The 14,688-nt window shown below is 65.6% G+C and carries 15 protein-coding genes and 1 pseudogene; 11 read left to right on the top strand and 5 right to left on the bottom strand.

Annotated elements, in window-relative coordinates:
- The first annotated feature begins 22 nt into the window (after positions 1 to 22).
- The 3 genes and pseudogenes from HK108_RS05300 to HK108_RS18785 all read left to right on the top strand — a co-directional run.
- Complete coding sequence (locus tag HK108_RS05300) at positions 23 to 1,459, top strand: glycosyltransferase (protein ID WP_181270769.1); 1,437 nt, start codon at positions 23 to 25, stop codon at positions 1,457 to 1,459.
- A 50-nt stretch (positions 1,460 to 1,509) separates the two neighbouring features.
- Positions 1,510 to 2,100, top strand: coding sequence for a YbjN domain-containing protein (locus tag HK108_RS05295; protein WP_181270768.1), 591 nt, complete (start codon positions 1,510 to 1,512; stop codon positions 2,098 to 2,100).
- A gap of 128 nt (positions 2,101 to 2,228) precedes the next feature.
- Positions 2,229 to 2,477 (top strand): annotated as a pseudogene (locus HK108_RS18785) (iron chaperone); the annotation flags it as partial.
- 13 nt (positions 2,478 to 2,490) lie between these two features.
- Here the strand turns inward: HK108_RS18785 and HK108_RS05285 are convergent.
- Complete coding sequence (locus HK108_RS05285; protein WP_181270767.1) at positions 2,491 to 3,198, bottom strand: GNAT family N-acetyltransferase; 708 nt, start codon at positions 3,196 to 3,198, stop codon at positions 2,491 to 2,493.
- Positions 3,198 to 4,238: a bile acid:sodium symporter family protein gene (locus HK108_RS05280; protein ID WP_229663980.1), complete on the bottom strand. Its 1,041-nt coding sequence runs from the start codon at positions 4,236 to 4,238 to the stop codon at positions 3,198 to 3,200. The genes HK108_RS05285 and HK108_RS05280 overlap by 1 nt, the downstream gene beginning before the upstream one ends.
- 167 nt (positions 4,239 to 4,405) lie before the next feature.
- Between HK108_RS05280 and HK108_RS05275 the strand changes: the two genes are divergently transcribed.
- A complete protein-coding gene (locus tag HK108_RS05275; RefSeq protein ID WP_181270766.1) occupies positions 4,406 to 5,149 on the top strand; it encodes a phosphoglyceromutase in 744 nt (247 codons plus the stop codon).
- Between the two features lie 83 nt (positions 5,150 to 5,232).
- Here the strand turns inward: HK108_RS05275 and HK108_RS05270 are convergent, their stop codons facing one another.
- Positions 5,233 to 6,150: a LysR family transcriptional regulator gene (locus HK108_RS05270; protein ID WP_181270765.1), complete on the bottom strand. Its 918-nt coding sequence runs from the start codon at positions 6,148 to 6,150 to the stop codon at positions 5,233 to 5,235.
- Positions 6,151 to 6,221: 71 nt separating this feature from the next.
- Here HK108_RS05270 and HK108_RS05265 point away from each other — a divergent pair, with 71 nt between their 5' ends.
- Complete coding sequence (locus tag HK108_RS05265; protein ID WP_181270764.1) at positions 6,222 to 7,166, top strand: EamA family transporter; 945 nt, start codon at positions 6,222 to 6,224, stop codon at positions 7,164 to 7,166.
- A gap of 99 nt (positions 7,167 to 7,265) precedes the next feature.
- Here the strand turns inward: HK108_RS05265 and phoU are convergent, their stop codons facing one another.
- On the bottom strand, positions 7,266 to 7,928 hold the full coding sequence (phoU, locus tag HK108_RS05260; protein WP_139468122.1) for a phosphate signaling complex protein PhoU: 663 nt from the start codon (positions 7,926 to 7,928) through the stop codon (positions 7,266 to 7,268).
- A gap of 267 nt (positions 7,929 to 8,195) precedes the next feature.
- Here phoU and HK108_RS05255 point away from each other — a divergent pair, with 267 nt between their 5' ends.
- Entirely contained in the window at positions 8,196 to 9,554 is a 1,359-nt protein-coding gene (locus HK108_RS05255) for a sensor histidine kinase (protein WP_181270763.1), read from the top strand.
- Positions 9,551 to 10,234: a response regulator gene (locus tag HK108_RS05250; RefSeq protein WP_039208435.1), complete on the top strand. Its 684-nt coding sequence runs from the start codon at positions 9,551 to 9,553 to the stop codon at positions 10,232 to 10,234. The genes HK108_RS05255 and HK108_RS05250 overlap by 4 nt, the downstream gene beginning before the upstream one ends.
- A 138-nt stretch (positions 10,235 to 10,372) precedes the next feature.
- Here HK108_RS05250 and HK108_RS05245 read toward each other — a convergent pair whose 3' ends face one another.
- On the bottom strand, positions 10,373 to 10,936 hold the full coding sequence (locus tag HK108_RS05245) for a hypothetical protein (RefSeq protein WP_181270762.1): 564 nt from the start codon (positions 10,934 to 10,936) through the stop codon (positions 10,373 to 10,375).
- 352 nt (positions 10,937 to 11,288) lie between these two features.
- Between HK108_RS05245 and HK108_RS05240 the strand changes: the two genes are divergently transcribed.
- The 4 genes from HK108_RS05240 (at position 11,289) to HK108_RS05225 (ending at position 14,571) form a co-directional block, all read left to right on the top strand.
- Complete coding sequence (locus tag HK108_RS05240; RefSeq protein ID WP_025779034.1) at positions 11,289 to 11,771, top strand: CarD family transcriptional regulator; 483 nt, start codon at positions 11,289 to 11,291, stop codon at positions 11,769 to 11,771.
- Complete coding sequence (locus HK108_RS18780; RefSeq protein ID WP_309136067.1) at positions 11,765 to 12,793, top strand: IspD/TarI family cytidylyltransferase; 1,029 nt, start codon at positions 11,765 to 11,767, stop codon at positions 12,791 to 12,793. The genes HK108_RS05240 and HK108_RS18780 overlap by 7 nt, the downstream gene beginning before the upstream one ends.
- Positions 12,790 to 13,275: a 2-C-methyl-D-erythritol 2,4-cyclodiphosphate synthase gene (gene ispF, locus HK108_RS05230; RefSeq protein WP_181270761.1), complete on the top strand. Its 486-nt coding sequence runs from the start codon at positions 12,790 to 12,792 to the stop codon at positions 13,273 to 13,275. Before HK108_RS18780 ends, ispF begins: the two co-directional genes overlap by 4 nt.
- An 84-nt stretch (positions 13,276 to 13,359) precedes the next feature.
- Positions 13,360 to 14,571, top strand: coding sequence for a hypothetical protein (locus HK108_RS05225; RefSeq protein WP_181270760.1), 1,212 nt, complete (start codon positions 13,360 to 13,362; stop codon positions 14,569 to 14,571).
- The last annotated feature ends 117 nt before the right edge of the window (positions 14,572 to 14,688 follow it).

The following is a 14,688-nucleotide window of genomic DNA, read 5'->3' as shown; positions in this document are numbered from 1 at the left end:
GGTCGTTGGCTAGACTGTCTCCGTGCGCATCTCCGTCCTCTCCCTCCACACCTCGCCCGTCGCCCAACCCGGCCAGGGCGACGCCGGAGGAATGAACGTCTACGTCGACCAATCCGTGCGAGCGCTCGCCGCCGCCGGACACCAAGTCGACGTATTCACCGCCGACCCCGGCGGACTCGACGGCACGGGAGGCAGTGCAGAAGTCGCTTTCGACGGAGCCGGCGCTGACCGGGGACGAGGCGCGGGCCCCTCCGTAGGTCGGAGCGCGAGGCTGGAGATCACCGAATCCATCACCCTCCACCACCTGCCGGTCGGCGCCGCGACGAAGGACGAACTCGCCGACGCGATCGACGAACTCGCCGACCTGCTCAATGCCCACCCCGACTTCCGCTCCGCCGATCTCATCTGGAGCCACTATTGGATCTCCGCCGAGGCGGCCCTGCGCGCCCGTGACAACGCCGTCGACAACGACGCCGAGTCCGGAGACAGCGGCACCGAATCCGGAGACAGCGGTGCCGACGCCGTTGTCGGGGTCGGGCAGGACCGTGCGGCGCAGGCTCCGATCGCGGTGAGCATGCACACGATCGGGGCGGTGAAGAACCGCGATTCCGACACCAGCCACGAACGACCCCAACGCCTCGAAGCCGAAGAGCGCATCGCCGCCGAGGCCGACCTGCTCGTCGCCGCCACCCCCGCCGAACGTCGCGACCTCGTGTCGGAACTCCACGCCGACCCCGACTCGGTCGTCGTCGCCCGACCGGGTGTCGATCACGCGCTCTACGCACCGGACTCACAGTCGGACGCGCGCAAGCGTCTGGGATTCGACTCGGACGAGGCGATCGTCCTCTACGTCGGGCGTATGCAGTTCATCAAAGGCACGGACGTCGCCGTCGACGCCCTGGCCGATCTGCGGGAACGCAACCCGCACCTGGCCTCGCGAACCCGCGGTATCCTCCTCGGAGCCGCCTCGGGGGCAGGCGTCGAAGCAGGCGGGGGAGCGGTCCGACCGTCCTCGGCGTATCTGCGGGAGCTGACCGCGGCGATCGCGAGCGAACCCAGCGTCGAGGTCCGCCCGCCCGTTCCCTCCCACGTCCTCGTCGATTACTACCGGGCCGCGGACGTGCTCATCGTTCCTTCCCGCAGCGAATCCTTCGGACTCGTGGCCGCCGAAGCGGCCGCCTCCGGTCTGCCGGCGATCGCCTCGGCGGTGGGAGGACTCCCGGAGATCGTCGAACACGGACATTCGGGACTGCTCATCGCCGATCACAACCCGCACCACTGGGCGACGGCGATCGAGACCCTGCTCGAGGACACGCAGCTGCGAGCCGAACTCGCGGGCCATGCCGTCGACCGTGCCGAACGCTTCGACTGGGGCCACACCGTCGCAGCCGTCCTCGACGCTGTGCCGGACATCTCCGGCATATCTGCGCGGCGCTCGGAAGCGCTGGGAGCGTGCTGAACGACTAGAGTCGGCGGTGAGCACGAGAGCCGAGCGAAAGGCGAGAGAGCATGAGCACCGACACCGAGGCGATCCTGTCCGGAGTGCGCTCCTGGGCCGAGAGCAACGACGTTCCTGTCGATTCGATCGAGGATGCCGAGATCGTCGTCACCCTGCCGGGGGAGAAGAAGCTCAAGACGAACGTGGCGATCAGCGTCTTCGCTCGCACCGCCCATCTGCAGGCGTTCGTCATCCGTCATCCAGACGAGAACTCGGCCGCATTCAATCGGTGGCTGCTGCAGAAGAACCTCAAACCCGGGCCGGTGGCGTTTGCGATCGACGGCCTCGGCGATGTCTATCTGCGGGCGAGCGTGCCCCGAGAGCATCTGCTCGATGAGCTCGACGGACTTCTCGGGGCGATGCTCGCCACGGCGGACTCCTCATTCAACGAACTCCTCCAGATCGGGTTCCTCACCGGAATGAAGAAAGAGTGGGCCTGGAGGGTCGGCCGAGGCGAGTCGACGCGCAACCTCGCGGCCTTCGAGAAGGTGCTCAGCGGGGATGACAACGAATTCCTCGGCACCTTCGGCGACGGCGATTCCGAACCCCCGGCGGTGTCGGCGGTGTCGGCCGATCGTGCGAGTGACGGCTCGCGCCCATGAGTGCGTCCACCTCCAAGCCGGTGAGCGTCGACGAATACATTGCCTCATTCGACGACGAGCGACACCGAGCCTTCCTCGCTCAGTTGCGCGAGCTCAGTCGTGCCGCTGCACCGTGAGCCGAGGAGAGCCTCAAATGGGGCAGCCCCGCCTATGCCCTCGGCTCGATCCTGTTCGTGTTCGCCGGGTACAAGAAGCACGCGAACGTCGTCTCCACTCCCAGCACGAAAGACGTCTTCGCCGACCGTCTGCAGGACTTCGACACCGGTAAGGGCTCGATCAAACTGCCCTATGACGGCGAGATTCCGACCGAGCTGCTGACCGAGATGATCGCCCACCGGATCCGCGAATTCGAGGTCGACGGAGTGAAGTGGATGTGAGGGCGCGCCGGTCTCAGTCGAGGGGCAGCTTCATTCCCTGGTGGCTGGCGACATAGCCGAGTCGGTCATAGAAACGCTGAGCACCGGTGCGCGACTTATCGGTGGTGAGCTGAACGAGTCCGGCGCCGAAGCGACGTCCGCACTCGTGAGCCCATTCGAAGACCGCCGTGCCGAGCCCGATCCCCTGAGCCGAGGGGCCGACTCGCACCGCCTCGATCTGCAGGCGGAGCGTGCCGCGGCGAGACAGGCTGGGCAGCAGACTCAGCTGCAGGGTCCCGACGACGGTCGTGCCGTCGTGAGTCTGGCCAGCTGATCGGGTCTGATCGGCCGACTCGGCCTGTTCGGCTGACTCGGCCCGGCCTGGCGTGTCAGCCTGTCCTGCTGCTTCGGTGATGGCGACGAGGAGCTGATTGGGATCGGCGTCGATGAGCGCGAACGCACGAGCATAGGGGGCTGCATCCTCGGCGTCGGGGATGGCAGGTGCGGCGCCGGCTGCGACAGCGCCCGCACGGTCGACCACTTCGACCTCGGCCTCACGGGCGGCCCCGAGCACGTCGTCACGCAGGAGCGCAACAATGGCCGACACATCGGCCTCGTTCGCGCGGCGGATGACGAACGTCCGGCCCGCCAGGTCCAGGGTCTGACGGGAGAACCCGTCGAAGCCTCGGCCCGATTCGCCCTGACCCGATTCGCCCTCGCCCGGGGCTGCCTCGGTGGTCATCAGCCCGCGATCCCAGCGGAGGTCGCTCCGGCAGTGGCCGGCTCACGGCCCGCCGCATCGACCGGCGGCTTGCCATAGGGACGACGAGCGAAGAGCGAGGCCAGCACGGCGCCGGAGACGTTGTGCCACACGCTGAAGACGGCTCCGGGCAGTGCTGCCAGCGGTGAGAAGTACGTGGTGGCCAGGGTCGATGCCAGACCGGAGTTCTGGAGTCCGATCTCGAACGACAGCGCGCGACGGGTTGGGGTGTCGAGACGGCAGGCCGCGGCCACACCGTAGCCGACACCGAGCCCGAGCAGATTGTGCGTGACGACGGCCAGCAGAACGAGCACACCGGCAGTGGCGATCGAACCCGCGGATCCGGCCACGACGATCGAGACGATATAGGCGATGGCGATCGAGGCCAGCCACGGCAGCACCGGCGAGATCTTGTCGACGAACTTCGACGCGAACACGCGGACGAGGACGCCGACGATGACCGGCACGAGCACGGTCTGGCAGATCGAGACGAACATCGACCAGAACGGCACGTCCATATACGAACCGGCCAGCCACAGAGTCAGCAGCGGGGTGAGCACCGGAGCGAGCAGCGTCGACAGGGTCGTGATCGACACCGACAGCGCTGTGTCGCCCTTGGCCAGATAGGTGACGACATTCGACGCAGTGCCGCCGGGCGCGCAGCCGACGAGGATGACGCCGACGGCGATCTCGGTCGGAAGCGAGTACACGGTCACGACGAGGAGGCCGAGCAGCGGCATCGCCACGAACTGAGTGACGACTCCGAGCACCGCAATCCACGGCCGCTTCGCGATGCGGGCGAAGTCGGGCAGCGTCAGGGTCAGGCCCATGAAGAACATGACCACGCCGAGCGCCCAGGTGATCGACGGCGCCAGGGGAGTGAAGGCATTGGGCAGCAGGAACCCGAGCACTCCCGCAATGACGACGAGGACCGGCAGAGCCGTGACGGCGATGATCGAACTGCGATCGGCAGCGGGAGCGGCTGTGCCTCCGGAAGCCTGATGTGCTGGCGTTTGTGACATGGATCCAGGCTACTCCGACGATTTTGTCATTCGAGACACACGCCCAGAAATTGAGACCCGATCGGCGAGGAGGAGCGGCTGGGTATTGGCGGGCCACCTCCGGAGGAGACCGGCGGTGATGACGGTCGTCGGCGACCGAGACTGAACGGTCGTGTCAAAATGGAGCCATGACGTATAACCTCATCCTGCTGCGCCACGGCGAAAGCGAATGGAACCAGAAGAATCTGTTCACCGGATGGGTCGACGTGACCCTCACCGACAAAGGCCGTGCCGAAGGCAAGCGCGCCGGCGAGCTGCTGCGCGAGAAAGACCTCATCCCCGATGTCGTCTACACCTCGCGGCTCAAGCGTGCGATTCTGACCGCGAACATCGCACTCGAGGCAGCGGACCTGTCCTGGCTCGACGTCCACCGCAGCTGGCGCCTCAACGAACGCCACTACGGCGCACTGCAGGGCAAGAACAAGAAGGAGATCCGCGACGAGTTCGGCGAAGAGCAGTTCATGACCTGGCGCCGCTCCTTCGATACTCCGCCGCCGGCCCTGGCCGACAGCTCGGAATTCTCTCAGGCCGGTGAATCCCGCTACGCCAACCTCGGCGATGCGCTGCCCCGCACCGAATGCCTCGCCGACGTCATCGATCGCCTGCTGCCCTACTGGTACGACACCCTCGTGCCCGAACTCACCGTCGGCAAGACCGTGCTCGTGGCCGCCCACGGCAACTCGCTGCGTGCGCTGGTCAAGCACCTCGATGGGATCTCCGATGCCGATATCACCGGGCTGAATATCCCCACCGGCATTCCGCTGCACTACGAGCTCACCGAGGACTTCACCCCGGTCACCCCCGGCGGAACCTACCTCGATGCCGAAGCGGCAGCGGCCGCCATCGGCCAGGTCGCCAACCAGGGGCGCTGACCCCCGGCCCCACCGCAGACGGGGCGGGATCCGTTCGGGCTCGGGCGCCGAGACGACACTCGGATGCCGAACCCCGGCCCCACTCATGCATCGATCGAGTCGGCCTTCCCGGCGATCGCTTTCATCTCTTCGAGCAGAAAGGCGATCGCGGGGGAGGCCGACATCGATTTCCGCCACACCAGTGAGATCGTGCGGGCAATGCTCGGATCATCGAGCGGCACCGCCACGACATCGGCCGGCAGGTGCGGCCTGCCCAACCGCGGCACGAGCGCCAACGCCCCGACAGCTCGGACGAACTCGATCTGCGTGTCGTACTCGATTGCCCAGTAGTCGATCTGCGGCTTGCTGCCGAGCTCCTCGAACAGTGCCGTCAGCCATCGATGGCACACCGCATTGCGCGGCGCCGATACGAACATCTCGCCGAGCAGATCGCTGCGGGTCACCTCGGTGCAGGCGGCCAGATGATGATCCCGATGCATGACGATATCGGCCCGATCCACGGTGATCGTCTCCGAGATCAGCGTCGCGGGCAGGTGCAGCGAGGACGAATCCCAACCGAAGACGAGCGAGGCATCGATCCTGCCGGCCGTGACCATCTCGATGAGCTCGTCCGGCTCCTCCTCGAAGTTCGACACCGTCAGCTCCGGCGCCGAGGCGGCCAATCGCGGCAGCGCGGGTACGAGCAGTCCGCGGATCCCCGTCGAGAACCCGCCGACCGTGATCCGTCCCCGCGGCTCACCTGACTGCGCTCGGGCCGCGGTCTCCAGACTCTCCAGCTCCTCCAGCAGCCCGGCCCCGCGTCGGCTGAGCTCCCGGCCCATCGGTGTCAGCGCAATGCCGCGGCCCGTCCGCTCAGTCACCGGTGCACCGAGATAGCGCGAGAGCTTCTGCAGCTGATGGCTCACCGCCGCCGGCGTATATCCCAGAGACTCGGCCGTCGCCGTGACCGAACCGAGCGAATCGAGGGCGACGAGGGTGCGCAGTGCAACGGTATCGATCATCAAATAATCTTAATGAAACAGTGGACGGACTTTCAATGGAAATTTGACGACGTGGCTGGAATGCTGGAGTTATGCGCTCGGTCCACTACATGCTCGCCCTCCTGGTCGTCGTTCTCTGGGGAGTCAACTTCATCTTCATCGACCTCGGTCTGCGCGACTGGCCGCCGCTGCTCCTCGTCGCCGCCCGATTCACCTTCGTCGTGGTGCCCGCGATCTTCTTCGTCCGCTTCCCCCGTGGTTCCTTCGGCCGCATACTCCTCATCGGCACCTTCATGTCGGCCGGCCAGTTCGGCCTTCTCTACACCTCCATGGCGCTCGGCCTGCCCGCCGGCCTGACCTCGATCGTCATCCAGATCCAAGCCGCGTTCACCGTCATCGTCGCAGCCCTCGTGCTGCACGAGATCCCGAGTCGCCGCCAGATCATCGGCATCCTCATCGGACTCATCGGCCTGGCCGTCATCGGTCTGAGCCTGCAGGCGAACGTGCCGATCGTCGCCTTCCTCGTCGCCGTCGGCGCCGCGCTGTCCTGGGCGACGGGCAACGTCATCGCCCGCGGCGTGAAACCCGGCACGAACGGCGTGCAGATGACCGTGTGGTCGGCTCTCGTCGTCCCGATTCCGATGGTCGCACTGTCGACGCTCATCGATGGCCCCACCGAGGTGGCCCATGCACTCACGCACCCGACCTTGGGTGTCGTGGCCTCGGCCGTCTACACCGCCGGACTGGCGTCGCTGGTCGGCTATGTCATCTGGAACTCGCTGCTCGCTCGCTTCCCGGCCTCGCAGGTCGCGCCGTTCTCCCTGCTCGTCCCGCCGGTCGGAGTGCTCTCCGCCTGGATCGTGCTCGGAGACCGTCCGAGCATCGCCGAACTCATCGGCGGAGTTCTGCTGCTCCTCGGTGTCGCCGTGACGACGGGAGTGCTCAAGAATCTGACCCGCGGTATCAAGAACGGGCCCAGACGTCGCCGAAAGATCGTCGTCAGACAGGCGCCGGAAGAGGTCTCGGCCTCCAGCTGAGGCTTCGGGTGCGTCAGTGAATCCATGGCGCAGAATGCGCGAAGCGCCCCGACAGTGTCGGGGCGCTTCGCTCGATTCGTGCTTCTTCGAGCCGGGTTCCTACTTCTTCGACAGGTAGGGTTCCCAGTTTCCGGTGAGCAGGTACTCGACCTTCTGCGACACGGACACTGCGTGATCACCGAAGCGCTCGTAGTAGCGCGAGAGCAGGGTGACATCGGCGATATGACGGGGAGCCAGCGAACCGGCCGGGGCTTCGCCGAGCTTCCCGAACACGCTCAGGTGAAGCTCGTCGAGCTCCTCGTCGATGGCGTTGATCGTGGGCACATCGGACAGGCCGGGATTCGAGAGCAGGCTCTGCGTCGCTTCGGCGATCCTCTCACCGGACTCGCCCATCCGCGCGAACGTCGATTCGAAGCCCTCGGGGATTGCGGACTCGGGATAGCGGATGCGCACCTGCTGGGCGATGTGACGGGCGAGGTCGCCCATGCGCTCGAGCGATGCCGACATCCGCAGCGAACCGATGACGGCACGCAGATCTGCGGCCACCGGAGCTTGCAGGGCGAGCATCTCGGCGGCCTGCTGATCGAGGGTGAACTGCATATTGTCGATGACGGAGTCGGCCTCGATGACCTGCTCGGCCAGCTCGAGATCATTCGAATGCAGCGACTGATTGGCCAGGCGGATGGCGTCGAGGACCTTGGTGGACATGCCGACCAGCTGGGTGGCCAGATCGTCCAATTCGTTTCTGAAGACTTCGCGCATGAACTGCGGTTCCTTAACTCTCGATTGTGACAATCGGAACTGACTGTCGGTGGTGCATGGTGTCATGAGGGGTGCCGGCGCTTCCGGTCCGCACCCTCAGCGGGGGAAAGCAGAAGGCAGGAACGGCAGGGAGCGCAGGCACACAGACGTCAGCATCGCACGATCGAGTGAACGACTCCAGACGGGAAGGTGAATTCCTCGGCAAATACTTCCAGCAGAAGTGAATTCGGTGCGCCGGGACGATGGACAGCGCCTAAGCTTGAGGCTGTGGATCTCTTAGTCGTGGCGGTCCTGACCGGCGTCGTCGGCCTGGGCCTGGGTATAGCGGGAATTCTTGCGTTCCGATTCAGCGAACGCTCCCGCGATGCTGCCGATCTGCATTCCGAGGACGACCTGCCCGAAGGCATCGCCGAAGTGCTGGCCGTCCTGCCCTCGGCCGCGATCGTCATCGACGCCGGTGACGACGTCGTCAAGGCGTCGCCGGCCGCATACACGTTCGGCCTGGTCAGGGGGCATTCGCTGGCATCGCCCGAGATGCTGCGGGTCGTCGGCCGCGTCCGCGCGCGCGGTCTCATCGAAGAGATCGACCTCGAGCAGACACGGGAGAACTCCGACTCCGTGATCCGCTACCTCCACGCCCGCGTCGCTCCCTTGGGCACCTCCTTCGTCCTCGTCCTCTGCGACGATCAGACCGAATCCAAGCGCGTCGACGCCGTCCGCCGTGACTTCGTCGCCAACGTCTCCCACGAGCTCAAGACGCCGATCGGTGCGATGGCACTGCTTGCCGAGGCGGTCACCGACTTCGCCGACGATCCGGCCGCTGTCGAACGCTTCGGCGGGCGGATGCAGCGGGAGTCGAAGAGGCTGACCCAGCTCGTGCAGGAGATCATCGACCTCTCCCGCGTCCAGGACCACGCCGCTCCCGCGACGACCGAGAAGATCTCCGTCGCCGAGGTGGTCGACGATGCCGCTGACCGTGCCCGGACCGGGGCGGAAGGCAAGAACATCCACATCGAGGTCTCCCCGCCGAGCGATCTGCTCATCGAAGGCAACTACGAACTGCTTGTCAACGCGGTGCGCAATCTCATCGACAATGCCGTGAACTACTCGCCCGAGGGCACCCGCGTCGGCGTCGGAGTCGACCTCGTCGACGAGCGCATCGAGATCGCCGTGACCGACCAGGGCATCGGGATGACCGCCCAGGACACCGAGCGCGTCTTCGAACGCTTCTACCGAGTGGACCCGGCACGCTCCCGGATCACCGGCGGCACCGGACTGGGGTTGAGCATCGTCAAGCACATCGTCGCCACCCACGGCGGTGAGGTGCGTGTGTGGAGTCAGCTGAACAAGGGCTCGACGTTCACGATCGTGCTCCCGTTGGCCGGAACTGCGACCGAAGCCTCCGCTGCCGATTCGGCCCCGGCAGGGGTCCTCATCGAACATTCCGCGGATTCGACCGGGACCGCCTCGGCGGATGACGATGGGCACGGAACCGCCGCGTCCGGCGCGGACGACCCGGCCGGCGACAACGACGCGCCCTCCGGTGATAATGGAGACGGCGGGGCGACCGCCGACCCACCCAAGGAACTGACCGAAGAAAGCGAACAAAGGAAGCTCACAACGTGACTCGTATTCTGCTTGTCGAGGACGAAGATTCGTTCTCGGACCCGCTGTCGTACCTGCTCGGTAAGGAAGGGTACGAGGTGACGGTCGCCGATGACGGGCTCAAGGCTCTGGCGGAGTTCGACCGCACCGGCGCCGATCTGGTCCTGCTCGACCTCATGCTGCCCGGCGCCTCCGGCACCGAGGTGTGCCGCGAGCTGCGGGCGAAGTCCAATGTGCCGATCATCATGCTCACGGCCAAGGATTCGGAGATCGACAAGGTCGTGGGACTCGAGCTCGGCGCCGATGACTATGTGACGAAGCCGTACTCCTCACGTGAGCTGCTGGCTCGCGTGCGAGCCGTGCTGCGCCGCAATGTCGAGACCGAGGAATTCGAGGACGAGTCCGTGCTCGAAGCCGGGGGAGTGCGCATCGACGTCGAACGCCACGTCGTGTCCGTGCGTGGTGAAGAGCAGTCCATGCCGCTCAAGGAGTTCGAGCTGCTCGAGATCCTCGTGCGCAACTCCGGCCGCGTGATGACCCGCGGTCAGCTCATCGACCGGATCTGGGGCGAGGACTACGTGGGCGATACGAAGACTCTCGACGTCCACGTCAAGCGACTGCGTGCGAAGATCGAGGAGAACCCGTCGGAGCCGCGTCTGCTCACTACGGTGCGCGGACTCGGGTACAAGTTCGAAGCCTGAGGGCGCCATCCGGCGAAGCCGGGTTGGTGAGGTCGGGATCGCCGGCCGGACGTGAATGCAGAAGGAGCCGCTCACATCTGTGAGCGGCTCCTTCTGTGCTCCCGCGCGGGATTGGTCCCGGTGCTCGAGGAAGACGGATCAGCCGTTGGCCGTTGCGGTTCCCTCCGCGGAACCGGCATCCTCGGTCGGCATGTCCGACGGGGACTCGGACGGTGATTCCGACGGCACGTACTCGTTGTAGTACGGCAGGGTGTCGGTGAGGAGCTGGGTTTCGATGACCTTCTCTTCGCTGCCGTTCTTGACGGTGATGTCGACGAGGTCGCCGGGCTTCGCCTTGAGGCTGTCGACGGTGACGACTTCCTTGGACGAGGTCTCGGGGCTCTTCGGGTCCTGGACGAAGGTGTCGCCGGCCTTGATCGATTCGCTCACCGTGGTGTCGGCGACCTCGATGGACACCTTGGCGGTGGAGTCACCCTTGTTGATGAGGGTGAAGAACAGCTGAGCCGGACCGGAGCTCTCCTGATCCGTGATGAGCATGAGCCCACGGACCTCGACGTCGCCGACGGCTCCCGAGGCTCCATCGCCGCCGTTGTAGTGGTATTCGGCGGTCTGATGGGGAGACAGCAGGCTTGCACATCCGCTGACGGGGATAACGAGAGCGAGTGCGGCAACGGCGAGAGCCGCGCGGTTGTGCCGTTTCATTATGCTCCTTGAAGTGGCAATACAAGATCAGTCTGTATACTACCCGGTTTTTGACCCGCTGTAGAACCGGGTGGTCGGAGTGGACGAGGTTCCGCGACGCTCGGGCGCGTCGCGGTTGAAGTTTCGGTGAAGAGGCAGCGAAGTTCGGCCTGCGTCGCGGTCGGTCGAGGTTCGCTGCCGAGCTTCTCGGCAATGCGCCCTCTCCCGATGTACTCGCTGGCAGAGGCGGCAGCCGGGCCGATCGCGGCGAGCAGCAGAGGCGGAGCCTAGCATGAAGATTCGCTACCCTGAACGATTTCTGTGGCGAGCCTCATGGTAAACTGGTATTCCGCGAAAGGGGTTTGAAGAGAATATGAGTTTCCAGGTCGGCGACACTGTTGTCTATCCACATCACGGTGCAGCGACAATCCAAGAAATCAAGAAACGTGCCATCAAAGGTGAGGAGAAGCTGTATCTCAAGCTCCAGGTCGCCCATGGCGATCTCGTGATCGAAGTTCCGGCAGAGAACTGCGATCTGGTCGGTGTGCGAGATGTCGTCGGTGAAGAAGGCGTTGAGAAGGTCTTCAACGTCCTGCGTGCCGAATTCGTCGAAGAGCCCGCGAACTGGTCCCGGCGGTACAAGGCCAATGTCGAGAAGCTGCAGTCCGGTGACGTCATCAAGGTAGCCGAGGTCGTCCGTGACCTCTGGCGCCGAGAGCAGGACCGCGGCCTGTCGACCGGTGAGAAGCGCATGCTCTCGAAGGCTCGCCAGATCCTTGTTTCCGAACTCGCACTGGCCGAGAAGAAGGAAGAGTCCGAAGCAGAAGCTCTGCTGGACGAAGTGCTCGCATCCTGAGCACCTGTGTCATCATCACGGCCGCAGGGTCGGGATCCCGTCTGGGTTGCAATGAGCCGAAGGCTTTCGTCCGTGTGAACGGACGGACCATTCTGGCCCGCAGCCTCGAGACGATCATCTCCTCGGGAGTCGCCTCCGCAATCGTGGTGGCCGCTCCCGAGGATTTTCTTTTGCAGGCGCAAGAAGAAATCGCCGAAGCAGCCACGCGGATGAAATGCGAAATTTCAATTACAGCCGTAGCAGGTGGCAATGATCGCAGTTCTTCGGTCCAAACAGCCTTGAAACTTAACCGAGATGCGGAGTACGTTCTCGTTCATGATGCGGCGCGGTGTCTGACCCCGCCCGATGTGTTCACCCGAGTGGTCGACGCGCTGCAATCCGGCGCCGAGGCGGTCGTTCCGGTTCTGCCGATGATCGACACCGTGCGGAGGGTCGTTCCGCACGGGGCCGTCGGTGCGGATCCGAGCTCAGGTGCAGGCACGGGTGCGGAGCGCGCTTCCAATGGGATTGTTTGGTCGATCCACGGCGATTCTGGCGATGAAACCACCGCGGATCGACCAGACAATCCGGATCATGCCGTCGCTGTGGGCGCCGGCGGGCGTGCAGTGGTGCGGGGCGATCTTGACCGGGCTGAGCTGCGACGGGTCCAGACGCCTCAGGGGTTCCGCGCCGAGGCGCTCCGGCGGGCCCATGACGAGTTCGCAGCCGACGGGGCTGGCTTGGCCGATGGCACTGTCACGACCGATGACGCTTGCCCAACCGACGGCGCGGGCTCGACTGCAGAGGCAGATCCGACGGCCGGGGAAGCCGGGGAAGGTCGGCAGGGCAGAGTGCTGCCGACGGACGATGCGGGGCTCGTCGAACGCGTCGGCGTTGAGGTTGTCGCCGTCGACGGTGACGAAGAGGCGCTGAAGATCACCTATCCGCTCGACCTCGTCCTCGCGGAACAGCTCGCCCGGATGCGTGACGGAGCTGTCGACCCCGGACCAGGTGCGCCGGACTCGGCGAAGGAGCCGCGATGAATCAGATCATTCCACGCATCGGCACCGGCGTCGATGTCCATGCCTTCGCCGCCGATCCCGCACGCGAACTGTGGGTCGCGGGGCTGCTGTGGCCGGGCAAACGAGGGCTCGAAGGACACTCGGACTCCGATGTGGCCGCCCATGCCTGCTGCGACGCGCTGTTCTCCGCCGCGGGGCTCGGCGACCTCGGTGAGCACTTCGGCGTCGATCGTCCGGAATTCGCCGGTGCCTCGGGTTCGGCGCTGCTCGCCGAGGCGGCCCGCATCGTCCGTGACGCGGGTTTCGAGATCGGGAACATCTCCGTCCAGGTGATCGGCAATCGTCCGAAGGTCGGCACGCGCCGTGCTGAGGCTCAACAGGCGCTGTCGGCTGCTGCCGGCGCACCCGTGTCGGTCTCGGGCACCACCTCTGACGGACTCGGATTGACCGGGCGAGGCGAAGGAATCGCCGCCATCGCCACCGCGCTGATCCATCCGAACTGATTCAGCCGCTCTGAACCACCAGTATCGAGTCAAACGCACTTCTCTGTTCGAGCCGAGCCAGGTGCGCCGAGGAAGGAACAAGCAGTGAAAGTCCTCTTCCAAGGAGCCGGCGCCATCGGCATCGCCGGGGCCGCGCTCTTCACCGATGACCATAAGGTCACCGTCGTCTCCCGCACCGCTGGTCCCAATGGGCGGGCGGCCTTTCCGCGGCGCGTGAGCACCTTCGACCCGACCGATCCCGGCGGGGTGGGAGGTGGACACGGCAGCTGCAGGCAAGGAAGCGGACGAGCCGGAGGCAGCAACAGGGGAGCAACCGGGGGAGAAGCCGGGCGAGAAACTGGGGGAGAAACCGGGCGAGAAACCGAGGGAGCTGAAGGCAGACAAGCGAGCGCGGGCAGTGGCTGGTCGGTGACTCGCGTAGCTGCGACTCGACGGGTGACGATCTCAGACTGGGCTGCGGCTGCCGCTGATGGGAGCTGGGACCTCATCGTGCTCACGACTCGGCCGGATGATCTCGACGCAGAGGTGGTCTCGGCGATTCGGGACATCTCGCCCGCGTTCATTGCGACGACGAGCCAGGTCGAGGGAGACCTCGAGCGAGCACGAGCAGTCTTCCCCGGCACTCAAGCAGTCATATTCGGACCCGCGTTCCTGTCCGAGCGGCTGGATTCGGGTGCACCGGCGGAAGTTGTGCGCACAGCCGGTAACCAGGTCGAGGAGACCGACAGTGGTGCGTTCAGCGCCGGCAGCCGAATCGGGGAGGCCGACAGAGGTGTGTGCACAGCCGGTGGTCAGGGCAGTGGAGCCGACAGGGAGGCCGAACCGGGGCGAGAAGTGAGGTTCTGGGCACCTGCAGGTGCGCCGCGGTTCTTCGTCGCCGGACCCTCGACCGCGGTGCGTTCGCTTGTCAGCAGGCTGGATCGACTCGTTCTGCCAGTGCCGATGGAGGCCGTACTGCTGCCGCCGAGGGTGTTCATTCCCTTCGTCGCCGAACTCAGCGTCCGCAACGGCAGCTGGGTCGCACTGAAATCACACCTTGACCGCCCTGCGAAGGCTGCGAGCGAGGCCGTGCGGCCCCGCCTCGGGGTGCAGGTTCCCGTGTTCGGTTCCGCCGCGCACGTCGTGCTCGAAGCAGTCGAGAGGATCGTGCCGATCGACGTGACGAACTATGCGGGCAGGCACTTCAACCGGCACGTGGGCCAGACGCGGGACATGCTCGCCGGCTGGGCGGAATCGGCAGATCCAGCCCACGCCCTGCGGGAACTCGTTGCTGCATTGGACGCACTTGTCGATTGAGGCTCGACGCGTTCAGATGCCTGCATCGGACGAAGGCTGCGACTGAACAACCGGCCGCTGGAGATTGCCGCGGTCCGGCCGCTAGGGATCGCCGCGGTCCGGCGGTGGGGACTGCCG

It is taken from the genome of Brevibacterium sediminis (assembly GCF_013623905.1).
GTDB classification, from domain to species: domain Bacteria; phylum Actinomycetota; class Actinomycetes; order Actinomycetales; family Brevibacteriaceae; genus Brevibacterium; species Brevibacterium sediminis.
Note: the sequence above shows the minus strand (reverse complement) of the source record. Positions and strands in the feature narration are given on the sequence as shown.

Excerpts from the sequence above, each read along its gene's own strand:
- HK108_RS05265 (WP_181270764.1), top strand. The coding sequence starts at position 6,222 with ATGCGCTCGGTCCACTACATGCTCGCCCTCCTGGTCGTCGTTCTCTGG.
- HK108_RS05280 (WP_229663980.1), bottom strand. The coding sequence starts at position 4,238 with ATGTCACAAACGCCAGCACATCAGGCTTCCGGAGGCACAGCCGCTCCC.
- phoU (WP_139468122.1), bottom strand. The coding sequence starts at position 7,928 with ATGCGCGAAGTCTTCAGAAACGAATTGGACGATCTGGCCACCCAGCTG.
- HK108_RS05270 (WP_181270765.1), bottom strand. The coding sequence starts at position 6,150 with ATGATCGATACCGTTGCACTGCGCACCCTCGTCGCCCTCGATTCGCTC.
- HK108_RS05240 (WP_025779034.1), top strand. The coding sequence starts at position 11,289 with ATGAGTTTCCAGGTCGGCGACACTGTTGTCTATCCACATCACGGTGCA.
- ispF (WP_181270761.1), top strand. The coding sequence starts at position 12,790 with ATGAATCAGATCATTCCACGCATCGGCACCGGCGTCGATGTCCATGCC.
- HK108_RS05285 (WP_181270767.1), bottom strand. The coding sequence starts at position 3,198 with ATGACCACCGAGGCAGCCCCGGGCGAGGGCGAATCGGGTCAGGGCGAA.
- HK108_RS05295 (WP_181270768.1), top strand. The coding sequence starts at position 1,510 with ATGAGCACCGACACCGAGGCGATCCTGTCCGGAGTGCGCTCCTGGGCC.
- HK108_RS05275 (WP_181270766.1), top strand. The coding sequence starts at position 4,406 with ATGACGTATAACCTCATCCTGCTGCGCCACGGCGAAAGCGAATGGAAC.
- HK108_RS05245 (WP_181270762.1), bottom strand. The coding sequence starts at position 10,936 with ATGAAACGGCACAACCGCGCGGCTCTCGCCGTTGCCGCACTCGCTCTC.